This window comes from Fusicatenibacter saccharivorans, assembly GCF_015557635.1.
Lineage (GTDB): Bacteria > Bacillota > Clostridia > Lachnospirales > Lachnospiraceae > Fusicatenibacter > Fusicatenibacter saccharivorans.
In genome coordinates, this window is sequence record NZ_JADNOP010000001.1 from 187,229 (window position 1) to 202,681 (window position 15,453).

Below are 15,453 nucleotides of genomic sequence, written 5' to 3' on the forward strand. Positions count from 1 at the left end.
CCCGCTCATCTTCTGCGTGTTTATTTCTTTTTGTGCACGTTGCGGAGCGTCTTTTTCGGCCGTCCGCCTGTTTTGGCTTTTCCCTGTCCGGAACGGTCATTCGCCGTCTTCTGGCCAAAGCCTTTTCCGTTGGACCCTTTTCCTCTTGACGGTTTTCCTGCCTCCCCGGCCATCTTTCTCGGCCGTACGAGACATTTCGGTCCGAATCCGATCAGATCCTCCCGGTGTGTCCGGCGCAGTGCCTCGCAGACGAGCTCATAGTTCTCCGGATTCCGGTACTGAATCAGCGCACGCTGCATCGCCTTCTCATGCGGCGATTTCGGCACGTAAACCGGATCCATCGTCCGCGGGTCAAGACCGGTATAGTACATACAGGTGGAAAGTGTGGAAGGCGTCGGATAGAAGTCCTGTGCCTGCTCCGGGATAAATCCCATATCGCGGATGTACTCGGCAAGCTCCACCGCATCCTCCAAGTCACACCCCGGATGGGACGACATAAAATACGGAAGTGCGTACTGCTGCTTCCCCGTCTTTTTGTTGCACGCATCGAAGCGGCGGATAAATTCCTGATATACTTCGTGGCGCGGTTTTCCCATATAGGAAAGCACACGGTTCGAAACGTGCTCCGGCGCAACGCGGAGCTGACCGCTGACGTGATCCTTTACCAGCTCGGAAAGGAACGTCTGGTCTTTATCGGCCAGGACATAGTCAAAACGGATGCCGGAGCGGATAAAGACTTTCTTCACGCCCGGAATGTCTTTTAATTCCCGCAGCAGCTTCACATAATCTCTGTGATCTGCCACCATATTTTTACACGGCTCCGGGAAGAGACAGTTCCGGTTCGGGCAGGCGCCTTTGGTGAGCTGCTTTTTGCATGCCGGACCGCGGAAATCCGCCGTCGGGCCGCCGACATCGTGAATATAGCCTTTAAATTCTTTTTCCTGAACCATCTGCCGCGCTTCCGCCAGAATGGATTCGTGGCTTCTTGTCTGCACAACGCGTCCCTCGTGGAACGTCAGCGCGCAGAAACTGCAGGACCCAAAGCAGCCGCGGTTGCTCGTCAGACTGTATTTGATTTCCCCAAGCGCCGGCACACCGCCGTCTTTTTCATAGCTTGGGTGATAGGCGCGCATGTATGGAAGCGCATAGACATCATCCATCTCCTGCTCTGTCAAAGGACGGGAAGGCGGATTCTGTACAATGTAGCCCTGGCCCTCATACGGCTCTGCCATCGGCTTCGCATTGATGGCATCGGTATTTTTATACTGAATCGCAAAGCTCTCCGCATACGTCCGCTTGCTCTCCCGCACCTCCTCGAATGACGGCAGCACCACCGGGTCAATCAGGTGATCCAGCGTTTTGCTCCGATAAACGGTTCCCGGAATAAAGGTGATATCATGAACGTCAATGCCAGCCGCAAGTGCATCTGCAATCGCTACGATCGAAAGTTCTCCCATTCCGTACGAAATCAGATCCGCACCGGAATCGAGAAGGACGGAGCGGCGCACCTGGTCAGACCAGTAATCGTAATGCGAAAGGCGCCGGAGCGATGCCTCGATGCCGCCGAGGATCATCGGTGTATGTTTATACGTTCTCCGGATCAGATTGCCGTACACGGTAACCGCGCGGTCCGGCCGTTTTCCCATGACACCGCCCGGCGTAAAGGCATCTGTTTTTCGGTGCTTTTTCGCCACGGTATAATGGTTGACCATGGAATCCATATTTCCGGAAGAGACAAGAAAGCCAAGACGCGGTTCACCGAAAATCGAAATGCTGTTCTCGTCCTTCCAGTCCGGCTGTGAGATGATGCCGACGGAATAGCCGTTCGCCTCGAGCACACGGCTGATGATTGCCGGTCCGAACGAGGAATGGTCCACGTAGGCATCTCCGATGACATAGACAAAGTCAAACTGTTCGATTCCCCGTTCCTTCATCTCTTCTCTTGTAATTGGTAAAAAAGGCATGCTTTACTTTCCTTTCTGTGTTTCGGCGTCCGCTATGCCAAGCGCCGCTTTTTCTTCCTGCGTCAGGCGACGGGCACTGCCCTTTGGCAGCGCCGGATCAAGTTCCAGGCTCCCCATCGACAGCCGTTTCAAATAGACGACCGTTTTTCCGATCTTCTCAAACATGCGCTTGATCTGGTGGAAGCGGCCCTCACAGATGGTAATGCGGATCCGGCTTTCAAAAATGCCAGGCTCTTTTTCTGTCGTTTCCAGAATGGTAAGCTCGGCCGGAAGTGTCGGTTTGTCGTCCCCAATGTCGAGCCCTTCGGCAAATGCCTGCCGATCTTCTTCTGTCACTTTTCCGTCAATCACGGCCTCATACACTTTCGAGACATGCGATTTCGGAGAGAGCAGCCGGTGGGAAAGGGCTCCGTCGTTCGTAATCAGCAGCAGCCCTTCGGTGTCCTTGTCGAGCCGTCCGACCGGAAAGAGGTCTTTTCTTGCCGCATCACTTAAAAGATCAAGTACGGTCCGGTCACGGCGGTCCTCCGTCGCAGAGACGACACCCGCCGGTTTGTGGAGCATCCAGTATTCCATTTTCACATAGGAAATGCTGTTTCCGTCCACAGTCACCTGCGCTTCATCCGGGTCGACTTTCAGTTCCGGGGCTTTTGCCGTAATTCCGTCTACGGCCACCCGTCCCTTCCGGATCAGGGCCTTTACTTCCTGGCGTGTTCCCACACCCATGTCCGCCAGATATTTATCGAGTCGTAATTTACTCATACCATCCGCCATCCTGCATAATATTTATTCTTTAACGTTCCGTTGTTTATTTTTCCCCAGCCAAGTGGGAAATCATCCAGGCACACAAGCACCCAGCCCTTTTTCCCCTGACACTCTTCCTCGGAAAACGAGAGTGTCTCACCCTTTAAGTAGCGCATGACACGGTCATCTCCCTTGGGAATGGTCAAACACGAAACGTATTCTTCTTTTTTCAGATACGCCGCCAGCGCCTGGGACGGCTCGAAGCGGTTTTTCTTTACGGTGCCAAGCGAAAGTCCGGTCCGCAGATAGCGCAGACCCTTTGCCGCACAGACACCTTCCGGCAGAAAATAGAGCTGGTCTTTCACAAGGGCAAACGAACCATTCTTCCAGTCCATGCGCACGCCAGCAAGAAACTCTTCCGCCTCTTTCGGCAGCTTCTTTGTCGTTTCCAAAAGTCGGGACGGCTGCCGTTTCCGGCTCTCTCCCTGCTTTTTCAGGAGCGCCACGAAATGGCCTTCTCCCTCCATCCGCTGCGGGAAAATATGAACGCACCGGGAAAGATCGCGGCCATTCACGGATACTCCCGGCGCAAACCCTTCGTAACCCGGGGTAATTTCCTGCACTTCCATATCCGGATGCGCATCCAGCAGCCCTGCGATGACCTCTTCGTTCTCCTTTACAGAAAACGTACAGGTAGAGTACAGCAGCTCTCCGCCCTCTGCAAGCATCTGATACGCCTGCTCGATCAGTTTTTTCTGGATCGGCACATAATGCTCCGGCCCATTTTCACTGTAGTAGCGCAGCATTGAGCTCTCTTTTCGGAACATGCCCTCCCCAGAGCACGGCGCGTCAAGAAGGATCTTGTCAAAAAAGACCGGATACAAGGTTACTAATTTTTCCGGATCCTCGCTCGTCACGAGAAGACGTCCCACTCCCTGGATTTCCAGGTTGCGCAGCAGCGCCTTCGCCCGCGAATTGCTGATATCGTTTGCCAGCAGCATGCCGCCCTCACCGATCCGGCTTCCCAGCTCCGTTGCCTTTCCACCCGGTGCCGCACAGAGATCGAGCACACGGTCATCCGGCTCAATTGGAAGGCGGGATGCCGGTGTCATCGCACTCGGCTCCTGCAGATAATACAGGCCCGCATAGTAATCGGCATCCTTTGCCGGATTGCAGCTCTCTTCATCGTAATAAAATCCATTGGGGATCCACGGAACCTTCTTAAGCGGAATATCGGTCCGACTAAGAAACTCTTCTGTCGAAATTTTTCCGTTGTTTACCCGCAGTCCTCTATGTACCGCCTCGTCAAATGTCTTGCGGTATGCCTCATATTCTTCCTCACCGAGCAGCTGTTTCATCTCCTGCTCAAAGGCTTCCGGCAGTGTGATCATATCCGTTTATCCCCTTTTGTTCTAAAGTTCGTCTGTAATTGCCTGTGCGCGGTATCCCTCTGCAATCAGATCCAGTTCTTTGTGGAACCGTTTTAACTCCTGCAGATCGTTCTGCGCATAGATGTGATAAAACTCATCCTGAATTTTTTCTACTTCGCGTTTGTTCGTCACCTTGTAAAGATTCTCGATATTATTCAGGATATCCGTGATCAGATTCCGCTGCATCTGGGAGGAATTCTGTGCATCCATAATCTCACTCCGCACAGAGGACATCTCATTATCCAGCACAATGATCGCCTTTGCAGCTGCGCTTAAGCGCTCCCGGATGTGATCCGGAATATTTGCCTTATATTTGTACTGCAGCGAGTGCTCAATCGTCGCCCAGAAATCCATCGCCATCGTGCGGATCTGGATTTCCACCTGGATGCGCTTCGGGCCGTTCATCGTCTCCACGGTATAGTAGACAATGAGGTGATAGCTCCGGTAACCGCTGTCCTTCATGTGGCGGATGTAGTCTTTCTCGCTCTTAATCTCAATATCCGACCGCTTCTGGATCAGGTCGGCAACCTTTTCGATATCTTCAACGAACTGACAGATGATGCGGATGCCCGCGATATCCTCCACCTGCTCCTCCATCTCTTCGGGCGCAATGCCCTTTCTCTGCATTTTTTCCAGAATACTGGAAACACTCTTCACACGGCCGCTCACACTCTCGATCGGTGAGTACAGCCCTTTTCCGTGGTGCTCCTTGATCAGATGCCGGAATTTCACCTGTAATTCCTTGACAGCCAGCTCGTATGGTTCCAGAATCTCATGCCATAACAGTATATCCATGTCCCCTAATCTCCTTTTTTGCTCCTGCTTTCAGCCATTTTTCTTATCGGATGGTAAACGCTTTGGAAATTCAATCCCCACCCTGTTACTTTATGCCTGTCTTTTCTGTTTTATGACTGTTTTTCAGAAACTTTTTTGAAATAGACACGGGCAGTTTTTTATGCCTGCCGTTTCGAAAGCTGCTCCAGAACGCGGCACAGGTACTGATACGTTCTCTCCACGGAGGAAATCGAAAGCCGCTCCTCGGTCGTGTGGATTGCTTTCATGTTCGGGCCGAAAGATACACAGTCAAGACCGGAAAGCTTTTCATAGAACAAACCGCATTCCAGTCCGGCATGAATCGCTTCCACTGCCGGTTTCTGTCCATACATGGCTTCATATTCCGCCACCATCAGATCGCGGAGGGCAGAATCCTCTTTATACTCCCATGCCGGGTACGCGCCCTCTACGTGGAACTCACCGCCCAGGAAACCGATCAGATACTCCAGCTTGTCGGAAAGGGCTTCTTTTGCACTTCCCACGGAGCTCCGCACACTCGCACACGCATGCAGGTGATCCGGCTCTAATTTCAGAATGCCGAGGTTCAGGGATGTTTCCACCAGTCCCGGGATCTGGCCGCTCATCTTCTGTACCCCGTTCGGAAGATTCATCAGGAAAAAGACGGTTTTCTGCAGGCTGACCGGATGAAGCGCCGGTGCAGCGCCCTCGCCTGTTTTCTCTACCGTAACGGTAATACCGTCATCTGTTCCGCTGTACTCTCTGCGAAGATTTTCGGTGAAGCGTGATGCTTCCTCTTTTAAGATCTCTTTCTCTCCGCCGTCGATGGCAAGAAGCATGCGGGTTGTCCGCGGAATAGCGTTGTCTTTTAAGCCGCCCTCCAGCTCGATCAGGGCATAATCCATCTTTCCTGCCAGTTCGTACAGGAAACGGCCCGCCAGAATGTTGGAGTTGGCACGGTTTTTGTGGATTTCCGTACCGGAATGGCCACCGGCAAGACCGGAAATCGTCACTTCCATCTGCTCACCCATCACTTCGCTTCTGCGCACCGGCAGATCCATCATGGCTGTCATACCGCCTGCGCACGATACGGTGAGAATGCCTTCCTCTTCAGAATCCATATTTAACAGTGTTCTTCCCTTTAATTCATTCCCGTTTAATGCTGCTGCGCCGAGCAGTCCGATCTCTTCATCCGTCGTAATCAGTGCCTCGATGGACGGAAGCTGCAGATCATCCGATTCCAGCACAGCCAGCATATAGGCAACGGCAATTCCGTCGTCTCCGCCAAGCGTCGTGTCCCTGGCATAAATCTCATCGCCGTCGATGTGAAGCTCAAGTCCGTCCTTCGTAAAATCGTGGCTGCTGCCCGGCTTCTTCTCGCAGACCATATCGCAGTGGCCCTGCAGAATCACGGTCGGAGCCAATTCACATCCCTTCGATGCCGGGCGGCGGATGATCACGTTGTTGGACGCATCCTGATACCAGGATAATTCATGGTCCCTTGCAAACTGAACCAGATAGTCGCTCACTTCTTTTGTGTTTCCGGAGCCGTGCGGAATGCGGCAGAGCTCTTCAAAATAATAAAATACCCGTTCCGGTTTTAATCCTGCTAATACGCTCATTTTTTCTTCTCCCATCTTCTTTTTTTCAAAGCTTCGTCATACTCTATTTTAGAAAGCGGGAGGAGGTTCGAACGTCATGAAAAAATCACTTTTATTTCTCTCTTCCCTGCTTCTTTTTTTCTGTCTTCTTATCTTTCCCGCGCGGACTTTTTTCTATGCCTGCGAGGGTGTCAATCTCTGGTTTCATACCATTCTTCCGTCACTTCTGCCGTTTCTGATTCTGACATCTCTTCTTCTGGAAACAGGAGCCGCGCGGCGGATCTCTGCCCGTGCAGAAGTTTTTTTTCAAACGGTTTTCGGTCTTTCCCCGGCTGGGTTTTATGCACTTTTTCTCGGTCTTTTCTGCGGTTTTCCCATGGGAGCGCGCATCACTGCCCAGCTCTATGAGGCAGAAGAAATTGACCGGAACGAAGCATGCTATCTTTTAACCTTCTGCAGCAGTCCGAGTCCTGCTTTTCTGTCTTCCTATGTTATCTTAACTGCGTTTTCCGGACAGATCCATCCCGGCTTCGTCTTCGGCGTGCTCTACGGTTCCAATTTTCTAACTGGTTTTCTGTTCCGGCTTGTTTTCCGCCGCTTCCGCCTGCACCGGCACACCGCCCATCGGACACATTCCGTGGAAAAAAAAGAGATGTCAAAACAGACTTCCAAAGGAAACCTGCTGGACACCTCTATCATGAACGGATTTGAAATCATTACACAGCTTGGCGGATACATCATCCTGTTTTCCATTCTGTCCGGACTTCTGATGGATCTGCATCCGTTTGGTTCCGCCTCGCCCCTGCTCTGCGGCGTGCTGGAAATCACGACGGGAATCGCACAGCTTGCCGCGTCCTCTCTTCCTTACGCCGGAAAAGTCTCTGCTGTCCTTACCTGCGCCGCCTTCGGCGGTCTCTCTGTCGCTGCCCAGACAAACTGTATGATCCATAACAGCGGTCTGCCCCTCTGGCCTTATCTTGCCGGGAAGCTCTGCTGTGCTGCTTTCGCAGGAACGCTTGGTTTATTCCTCTTCGCTTTCCTCTTCTGATGCCGGATCATATTCCGGTACGACAACTTCTTCCTCTGGCTGCTCTTCTTCCGGAGCACCCTGCGGGGAGAGCTCACTTCTGTTCTGAACAACGGTATTGTAGCAGCTTGTCAGGGATTCTACAAAGCTGTTGTATTTCTCTCCTGCATCGTTTAATGCAGTCGTCATAATATTGCTTAAGTTGGCAAGCATATCATCGGTATATCCAATGGCACCGAGACGGATGCTGTTGGCATCGTTGGTTGCAGCATCCAGGATTTCCTGTGCCTGCTGGTTTGCATTGTTGACGGTCTCATTTGCCTGTGCGTATGCTGACTGCATCACTTCACTCTGCTCTACCATCTCTCTTGCCTTTGCCTGTGCCTCTGCAATGATGGCATCTGCCTTGTTCTGTGCATCTGCCAGAATCGCATCTTTGTTGCTGATGATCTTCTGGTACCGTTTGATCTCGTCCGGTGTTTTCAGACGGAGCTCACGGAGAAGCTCTTCTAATTCTTCTTTATTTACAACGATTTTGGTGGTAGACAGCGGCTGATATTTACAGCTCTCTACATACTCCTCAATTTCTTCGATGATCTGTTCAATTCTGCTGCTCATTTTAATTCTCCTTATCTTTTATCCTGCGGCATTCCTTCTGAATTTCGGGCGGCATACTTTGCGCGGATTTCTTTTTCCACAAAATCCGGAACAAATTTGTGAATGTCGCCGCCAAAAGCAGCTACTTCTTTTACTACCGTGGAGCTGAGGTACGCATACTCCAGCGAGGTAATCAGAAACGTGGTATCTACTTCCGGTTCCAGAACGCGGTTCGTCTGTGCCATCTGCAGTTCATATTCAAAGTCTGTGATCGCGCGGAGTCCGCGGACGATCGTATGCGCCTGGCATTCCTTCGCAAAATCAACAGCGAGCCCGCTGAAAGAACGGACTTCGACATTTGGAATGTCCTGGGTCGCTTTCTTTAGTATATTAACACGTTCTTCCACAGAAAACAACGGAGATTTTGAGGAATTATGTAAAACTCCCACGATTACGCGGTCAAAAAGCTTGGATGCACGCAGAATGACATCCAGATGACCATACGTTACAGGGTCAAAAGTTCCCGGGTATACGGCTGTCTTCATGATTCTTTTACTCCTTCGTGTTTGCTTTTCGGGGTAAGGAATACATGGACATTTGTCTTATAGATTTTTTTCTTCAGAATTTCGTATCCGGCATCCTCCGCCCAGTCGAAATCAGTATTCAGCGATGCTTCTACAATAATTAAGGTATCCTCACCGATAAAAGAGGCGTCGCGGAACGCATACAGCACGTCCTTTTCCAGTCCCTTATCGTATGGCGGGTCCATAAAAATGCAGTCAAAAGGCTCCTGTCCCTGAAGCGACTGCAGAGCTGCATGCGCTTCCATGGGCAGGAGCACTGCCTGCTGTTCCAGCTTCGTAAATTTTAAATTCTGCCGGATACAGTCTGCTGCAGCTTTGTTCTGCTCTACGAACCACGCGCGCTCGGCGCCGCGGCTCAACGCCTCGATTCCGATCGCCCCGCTTCCGGCGAACAGGTCGAGAAAACGCGCATCCGGCAGATACGGCTGAAGCATATTAAATAAGGTTTCTTTGATCCGGTCCGTCGTCGGCCGGGTCTGTCTGCCGGGAACCGTCTTTAATGGAAGACTCCGGCATTTTCCTGCTATTACTCTCATGTTGGTCTTATTTTCGTCCTTACTGTTTTTGTTTGATGGATCAGTCGGCTTTCAACTGCTCTCTCCAGTCCAAATCTCCTCTTGCAAGTCCCAAAATCAGAGACTCCGCAGTTCCGATATTTGTTGCAATCGGGATATTGTACTGGTCGCAGGTACGGATAATTTTGTAGACATCCGGCTCTTTCGGATTGATCATCGTCGGATTGTAAAAGAAAATTACCATATCCATATCGCCGCGTTCAATCATCTCGGTAAACTGTTTGTCTCCGCCTACGCTTCCAGGCAGAAATTTGTGTACATGAAGGTTCGTCACCTCTTCAATCCGCCGTCCGGTGGTTCCGGTGGCGTACACCTCATGTTTCATGAGGATTCCCTTGTATGCAATACAGAAATCCTCGATCAGACTCTTCTTGCTGTTGTGTGCTATGATTCCAATATTCATTACTGCAAACCGCCCCTTCTCCTGTTTTTACTACCATGTACAGCAATTATAACAAATTTATTTTCAAAACGCAATTCTTTTTGTGAATTTTTTACACAGTTTTTATATTTTTTCTGCCGTTCCATTTTTCCTTCTTCTTTTACTTTCTCCGCTTTTCCGGAAAAAATACAGAATCTGGAAGTTTATTTTTGTTTTCTTTCCACATACTATGACCGTAGCAGAACAGATGAAAAACACATCCGGATCTGCTTCACAGCAGCTTTTAACAAGCACAAAGATAAAGGAGGGAATGAACATGGCGAATCGTTCATCGAATACCGCAGCAGTACCAGAAGCAAAAGGCGCTCTGGACAAATTCAAATTTGAGGTGGCAAGCGAACTCGGCGTGCCGCTCAGTGATGGCTACAACGGTAACCTGACTTCCAAACAGAATGGTTCTGTCGGAGGTTATATGGTCAAAAAGATGATTGAGCAGCAGGAACGCCAGATGTCCGGCGGTTCTTCTGGCCAGTACTAATCATCCCGGTATAACATCCTGATGCCGGAACAGGCATCAAAAAGCGTGAGCTCTTTTCTTTTCGGAAAAGCTCACGCTTTTTTCTTGCTCCTGCAGAGCTGTACATAATACTTACAGATCAATGCTTCCGGTTACATCATCATTGATTACGTAGTAAGCAGTAAATTCCTCCGGTTTTACATAAACCTTCAGGCTCTTTAATTCCTCTGCTTTCTTGCCATATCCTTCGATCCAGATCTGCTGGATTCTCTCGTACAGATCTTTCTCCTTGATTTCTCTTCCGCCGAACTGCAGAATCATCTCCTGCTCCGCTTCTTTCTTTGCTGCTTTTGCAGGTGCTTTTTTCTCTGCCGGCTTTTTCGCTGCTGCTGGTTTTTTCGGTGCAGCCGCTTTCTTTGTCGTTGTTTTCTTCGCTGTTGTGCGGGTTGTTTTTGCAGCTTTTGCTGCCGGTTTTTCTTCTGCTTTTGCAGGTGCTTCCTCTGCTGCTGCAGTTTCCTTTACAACTTCTTTTGCAACTTCTTTTACAGCTTCTTTCTCTGCTGCGGTTGTTTTTTCTGCTGCTTTGGTCTCTACTTTTACTGTCTCGTTCTCTGCTGTCTTAGCCTGGGCAGCTGGTTTTTTCTTTACCATATCTGTTTCCTCCCATTTAGACCGGCCCTGTATATTTTGGAAGAGCCGTCCTGCGAACTATCATTCAGGCGAACGCTTGACACTCACGGTCCGCACATTTTTTGATTCCTTGTTTATGATACATGAATTTTTTTGTCATTTCAAGTAATATCTGATTTCGCACGAATTTTCCACGAAATTGTACAGTCATTTTCCATACTATCCAATCAGGCTGTTATTTTTATCCGATTTTGCATTTTAAAGCCGGATTTTTTTGTAATTTTTCACAATCCAATGTCGTGGTTTTCCAGATCAAGATACGATTTCATTACCTTTTTCAGCAGTTCATGCTCCGGTTTTTCAAAATAAGGATCGTCGGCAAGCAGTTCTGAAGCCGCCTCACTCGCTTTCTGCAGGATATCGGCATCCCGGAAAATATCTGCCATCTGGAATTCCATATCCCCGCTCTGGCGCGTTCCCAGCAGATCGCCGCTGCCGCGCAGTTTCAAATCTTCCGAAGCAATATAAAACCCGTCGTTCGAATGGTTCAGGATTTCCAGACGTTTGGCGGTCTCCTGATCTTTGTTTCCGCGGATGAAAATACAGTAGGACTGATGCTCTCCTCTTCCGACACGTCCGCGGAGCTGATGGAGCTGTGCAAGGCCGAACCGTTCGGCATTTTCCACCATCATCACCGTCGCATTCGGCACGTTGACACCGACCTCCACGACTGTCGTCGAGACGAGTACCTGGATTTCTCCGCTGGCGAACCGCTCCATGATCTCGTTTTTCTGCGCCGCCTTCATCTGTCCGTGCAGCATCTCTACTGTGATGCCCGGCAGCTCTTTTTTCAGGAGCTGTGTATAGTCGGTGACGTTTTCCGCTTCCAGACCCTCGCTCTCCTCCACCATCGGGCAGATCACATACGCCTGACGGCCCAGTTCGACCTGACGCGTGATAAAGCGGTAAGCTTTTGGACGGTAAGACGTATCCACCACACAGTTTTTGATCGGCAGACGCTTCGCCGGAAGTTCATCAATCACAGAAATCGAAAGATCTCCGTACAGAATGATAGCCAGGGTTCTTGGAATCGGCGTTGCACTCATAACGAGAACATTCGGCGGTTCCCCTTTTTCAGCAAGTGCCGTTCTCTGCCGGACACCGAAGCGGTGCTGTTCGTCTGTGATGACAAGCGCCAGATTTTTGTACTGTACCTTTTCCTGAATCAGTGCATGTGTGCCGATCACCATTTTGCAGCTTCCGTCTTCCAGACTGGCATAAATTTCCCGGCGTTCTTTTGCTTTCGTGGATCCAGTCAGAAGGCGGGGATTGTATTCCGTCAGATTGTTTTCTTTTAACAGAGTGCAGAGCGATTCATAATGCTGCCGCGCCAGGACCTCCGTCGGAACCATCAGCGCCGACTGGTAGCCGTTCTCGGCTGTCATAATCATTGCAAGGAATGCCAGAATTGTCTTTCCGCTTCCGACATCTCCCTGTACCAGCCGCGCCATGCGGGTATGGCCTTTTAAGTCCCGCTCCAGTTCGCCCCACACGCGCATCTGTGCATTCGTGAGACGGTACGGCATATTTTCGATGACTTCCTCCGTCTTCCAGACGGCGCGGATCGGGAACGCATTGGTAATTCCCTCCGTCTGCTCTTTTAACTGCCGCAGGGACAGGATGAAGAGAAAAAACTCTTCGAACACAATTCTGCGCCGCGCCGTTGCCAGATGCTCCTGGTCTTTTGGGAAATGAACCTCATGGAGGGCATAATTGATTTCACAGAGTTCATACCGGGCACGGATTTTCTCCGGCAGATAGTCCTGCGCAGGTGCGCATCGTTCCAGCACCTGTGCGACGGCCTTGCTCACCATCTTGTTCGTGAGACCGGCTGTCAGCCCATAAACCGGCTGAAGACTTGCCAGAAGCTCATGGTATGCGGCAGGAGTGAAGATTTCCGGCTGCTCCATCACGAGACGGCCTGATTTTTCCTGTATCTTTCCGCGGAAGATAAAAACACTGCCTTTCTTCAGCGTGCTCCGCAGAAACGGCATATTAAACCAGGTAAGCTGCAGCCGCACCGGCTCCTCGTAGAGTTCCAGGACGACGACGCTCTTTCTCTGGTTTCCTTTTACCGACGGACTGTGGACAATTCTTCCGTATACCGCATTCTTTTCCTCTTGTCTGCATTCGCGAAGGGGAACCGGCTCTGCATAGCAGTCATAATCTCTTGGATAATAATGCAGAAGCTGCTGCAAATTGTAGATTCCTACTTTTGCAAACAGCTTCTCCGTTTTTTCACCGATCCCCTTCAGTGTTGTCAGGGGTTCCGTATTCATATTTTTCTTTCCTTACTCTTATTCAACCGAAACGACACAGTAGTAAATCGGCTGTCCGCCATAGTTTACTTCCACATCGCAGTCCGGATATGCCTGCTCGATTTTTTCGCCAAGGCTTTCGGCATCTTCCTCACTCATATCTTCACCGTAGTAGATGCTGATCAGCTCGCTGTCCTCATCGACCATGGCGCGGATGGTTTCTTCTGCAACGGTAAGAATATCCTGTCCGACAGCGAGAAGTCCGTGATCGCCAAGTCCCATGATGTCACCCTGATGGATCTCTTTCTCATCGATGTGGGTATCACGTACCGCGTACGTTACCTGACCGGTTTTTACCATCTGGATGCCCTCTGTCATGGCCTCCTCGTTCTCTTCTGCAGATTTCTCCGGCACATAGCTGATCATGGCTGTGATGCCCTGCGGAACGGTTTTGGTCGGAACAACGATGATATTTTTGTCCTCAGTCATGGCTTTTGCCTGATTTGCTGCGAGGATGATATTTTTGTTGTTCGGCAGAATAAAGATATTCTTTGCATTGACCTTCTCAATTGCAGTCAGCATATCCTCGGTGCTCGGGTTCATGGTCTGACCGCCCTCGATCAGGTAATCAACACCGAGTCCCTGGAAGATCTCTTTGATTCCCTCTCCGATGGACACGGCGATGAATCCGTTCTCCTTCGGCGGCTGTTTTGCTGCTTCTTTTCTCTTCTTATCTTCCTCTGCCTGCTGTGCTGCGATCTTTTCTGCGTTCTTGATCAGGCGCTCCTGATGCTCCTCACGCATGTTGTCGATCTTCATTCTGGTCAGCTGTCCGTACGTCAGCGCCTTGGAAATTGCTTTTCCAGGATCGTTGGTATGTACGTGTACCTTAACCAACTCGTCGTCTGCAACGAGAACGATCGAATCTCCGATTCCGTTCAGGAAATCTTTGAATGCATAAACCTCTTCATCCGGAAGCGGGTTTTCCAGCATAATGATAAACTCGGTGCAGTAGCCGAATTTGATTTCTTTTTCTGTCTCTTTGGACGGTCTGACAAATTCTGTCTTTGCTTCCGGCATCTCGAAATTCAGATCAATCTCTTTCCCGAGGAACGCGTCATATGCGCCCTGCAGTACGGTTAAGAGACCCTGTCCGCCGGAATCCACAACGCCTGCCTCTTTTAATACCGGCAGCATCTCTGGTGTCTGGGAGAGCACGTACTCTGCATGCGCGAGAACGTCCTCGATGAATGCGTTCAGATCTTCGCTTTCCGGTGCAAGCTCTGCTGCTTTCTCTGCTGCTCCCTTTGCCACGGTCAGGATGGTACCTTCTTTTGGCTTCATAACGGCTTTGTATGCAGTCTCGACTGCTTTTTCCATTGCCTCTGCAAGAATCTCTGCATTCAGCTCTTCATAGTCGCGGATCTTCTTGGTAAAGCCACGAAGGAGCTGGGAAAGAATAACGCCGGAGTTACCTCTGGCACCGCGCAGAGAACCGGAAGAGATTGCCTTGGAAAGGTTGTACATGTTCACTTCTGTGAGCGAGTTTACTTCCTTGACTGCGGACATGATCGTCAGCGTCATGTTGGTACCTGTGTCGCCGTCCGGTACCGGGAACACGTTCAGCTCATTGATCCACTCTTTCTTTACTTCCAGATTTTTTGCACCAGCCAGAAACATTTTTGCCAGTAAGCCGGCATCAATTGTATTTGTAGCCACTTTCTTCATTTCCTCCTATTACCATCAGTCGATGACGCGAACGCCTTCAACCAGGATGTTGATTTTTTCAATTTCCATTCCGGTGAACTCTTCCACCTTGTATTTCACATTATTGATCAGGTTATCTGTTACGGCAGAAATACTGACTCCGTAAGAAACAATCACGTGGAAATCCAGGGAAATTTTATTTTCCGAAATCGATACATTAATTCCGTGTGTCAGACTCTCTTTTTTCAGAAGTTTGACCAGTCCATCTTTCATGTTTACCGCTGCCATTCCGACAATGCCGAAGCACTCCACAGCAACGCTGCCCGCATACAGGGCGATTACATCCGGATTGATTACGATTTCTCCCAAGCCTGTATTCATACGACCTTTCATGCCTTGTATCCTCCAATTCCATCATACTATTCAAAACACATGGAGACAGGAATAACTGACTCCACTCTACGATACATTATAACCGCTTTTCCGCAAAAAAGAAAGTTTAAAATGAAAAACCTTCAAAATTCATATAATTTTTTCATTTTTTACTTGCAAAACCGGTATAGATCTGTTAGAATGACTTATGTT

The 15,453-nt window shown here is 49.9% G+C and carries 16 protein-coding genes; 2 read left to right on the top strand and 14 right to left on the bottom strand.

Features of this window, described 5'->3' with window-relative positions; translation table 11 throughout:
• Nucleotides 1–20: 20 nt before the first annotated feature.
• From I2G42_RS00850 to I2G42_RS00870, 5 genes are all read right to left on the bottom strand, one after another.
• On the bottom strand, nt 21–1,964 hold the full coding sequence (locus I2G42_RS00850) for a YgiQ family radical SAM protein (protein WP_055218016.1): 1,944 nt from the start codon (nt 1,962–1,964) through the stop codon (nt 21–23).
• A 3-nt stretch (nt 1,965–1,967) separates the two neighbouring features.
• Complete coding sequence (locus I2G42_RS00855; RefSeq protein WP_195530628.1) at nt 1,968–2,726, bottom strand: pseudouridine synthase; 759 nt, start codon at nt 2,724–2,726, stop codon at nt 1,968–1,970.
• Nucleotides 2,723–4,096, bottom strand: coding sequence for an RsmB/NOP family class I SAM-dependent RNA methyltransferase (locus I2G42_RS00860; RefSeq protein WP_195530662.1), 1,374 nt, complete (start codon nt 4,094–4,096; stop codon nt 2,723–2,725). Before I2G42_RS00860 ends, I2G42_RS00855 begins: the two co-directional genes overlap by 4 nt.
• Nucleotides 4,097–4,120: 24 nt before the next feature.
• Nucleotides 4,121–4,933, bottom strand: coding sequence for a GTP pyrophosphokinase (locus tag I2G42_RS00865; protein ID WP_022461884.1), 813 nt, complete (start codon nt 4,931–4,933; stop codon nt 4,121–4,123).
• A 158-nt stretch (nt 4,934–5,091) separates the two neighbouring features.
• The gene (locus I2G42_RS00870; RefSeq protein WP_195530629.1) at nt 5,092–6,552 is read right to left on the bottom strand and encodes an aminoacyl-histidine dipeptidase; all 1,461 of its coding nucleotides are present in this window, start codon (nt 6,550–6,552) and stop codon (nt 5,092–5,094) included.
• A 76-nt stretch (nt 6,553–6,628) separates the two neighbouring features.
• Between I2G42_RS00870 and I2G42_RS00875 the strand changes: the two genes are divergently transcribed.
• Nucleotides 6,629–7,579, top strand: coding sequence for a nucleoside recognition domain-containing protein (locus I2G42_RS00875; RefSeq protein ID WP_117801039.1), 951 nt, complete (start codon nt 6,629–6,631; stop codon nt 7,577–7,579).
• Here the strand turns inward: I2G42_RS00875 and I2G42_RS00880 are convergent.
• The 5 genes from I2G42_RS00880 to I2G42_RS16560 are packed head-to-tail and all read right to left on the bottom strand — an operon-like array spanning nt 7,553 to nt 9,842.
• A complete protein-coding gene (locus I2G42_RS00880) occupies nt 7,553–8,176 on the bottom strand; it encodes a hypothetical protein (RefSeq protein WP_055265193.1) in 624 nt (207 codons plus the stop codon). The genes I2G42_RS00875 and I2G42_RS00880 overlap by 27 nt on opposite strands.
• An 11-nt stretch (nt 8,177–8,187) precedes the next feature.
• A complete protein-coding gene (gene coaD / locus I2G42_RS00885) occupies nt 8,188–8,700 on the bottom strand; it encodes a pantetheine-phosphate adenylyltransferase (protein WP_055265195.1) in 513 nt (170 codons plus the stop codon).
• Complete coding sequence (gene rsmD, locus I2G42_RS00890; RefSeq protein WP_022461889.1) at nt 8,697–9,275, bottom strand: 16S rRNA (guanine(966)-N(2))-methyltransferase RsmD; 579 nt, start codon at nt 9,273–9,275, stop codon at nt 8,697–8,699. Before rsmD ends, coaD begins: the two co-directional genes overlap by 4 nt.
• A gap of 40 nt (nt 9,276–9,315) precedes the next feature.
• The gene (locus tag I2G42_RS00895; protein ID WP_022461890.1) at nt 9,316–9,717 is read right to left on the bottom strand and encodes a methylglyoxal synthase; all 402 of its coding nucleotides are present in this window, start codon (nt 9,715–9,717) and stop codon (nt 9,316–9,318) included.
• Nucleotides 9,717–9,842, bottom strand: coding sequence for a hypothetical protein (locus tag I2G42_RS16560; RefSeq protein WP_273693202.1), 126 nt, complete (start codon nt 9,840–9,842; stop codon nt 9,717–9,719). Before I2G42_RS16560 ends, I2G42_RS00895 begins: the two co-directional genes overlap by 1 nt.
• Before the next feature lie 170 nt (nt 9,843–10,012).
• Between I2G42_RS16560 and I2G42_RS00900 the strand changes: the two genes are divergently transcribed.
• Complete coding sequence (locus I2G42_RS00900) at nt 10,013–10,234, top strand: alpha/beta-type small acid-soluble spore protein (protein ID WP_022461891.1); 222 nt, start codon at nt 10,013–10,015, stop codon at nt 10,232–10,234.
• A 111-nt stretch (nt 10,235–10,345) separates the two neighbouring features.
• Here I2G42_RS00900 and I2G42_RS00905 read toward each other — a convergent pair whose 3' ends face one another.
• From I2G42_RS00905 to I2G42_RS00920, 4 genes are all read right to left on the bottom strand, one after another.
• Complete coding sequence (locus tag I2G42_RS00905; protein WP_022461892.1) at nt 10,346–10,864, bottom strand: DUF6465 family protein; 519 nt, start codon at nt 10,862–10,864, stop codon at nt 10,346–10,348.
• Nucleotides 10,865–11,127: 263 nt separating this feature from the next.
• A complete protein-coding gene (gene recG, locus I2G42_RS00910; RefSeq protein WP_055265201.1) occupies nt 11,128–13,182 on the bottom strand; it encodes an ATP-dependent DNA helicase RecG in 2,055 nt (684 codons plus the stop codon).
• Between the two features lie 18 nt (nt 13,183–13,200).
• Nucleotides 13,201–14,880: a DAK2 domain-containing protein gene (locus I2G42_RS00915; RefSeq protein ID WP_055226532.1), complete on the bottom strand. Its 1,680-nt coding sequence runs from the start codon at nt 14,878–14,880 to the stop codon at nt 13,201–13,203.
• A gap of 24 nt (nt 14,881–14,904) precedes the next feature.
• Entirely contained in the window at nt 14,905–15,261 is a 357-nt protein-coding gene (locus tag I2G42_RS00920; RefSeq protein ID WP_022461895.1) for an Asp23/Gls24 family envelope stress response protein, read from the bottom strand.
• Nucleotides 15,262–15,453 lie beyond the last annotated feature (192 nt).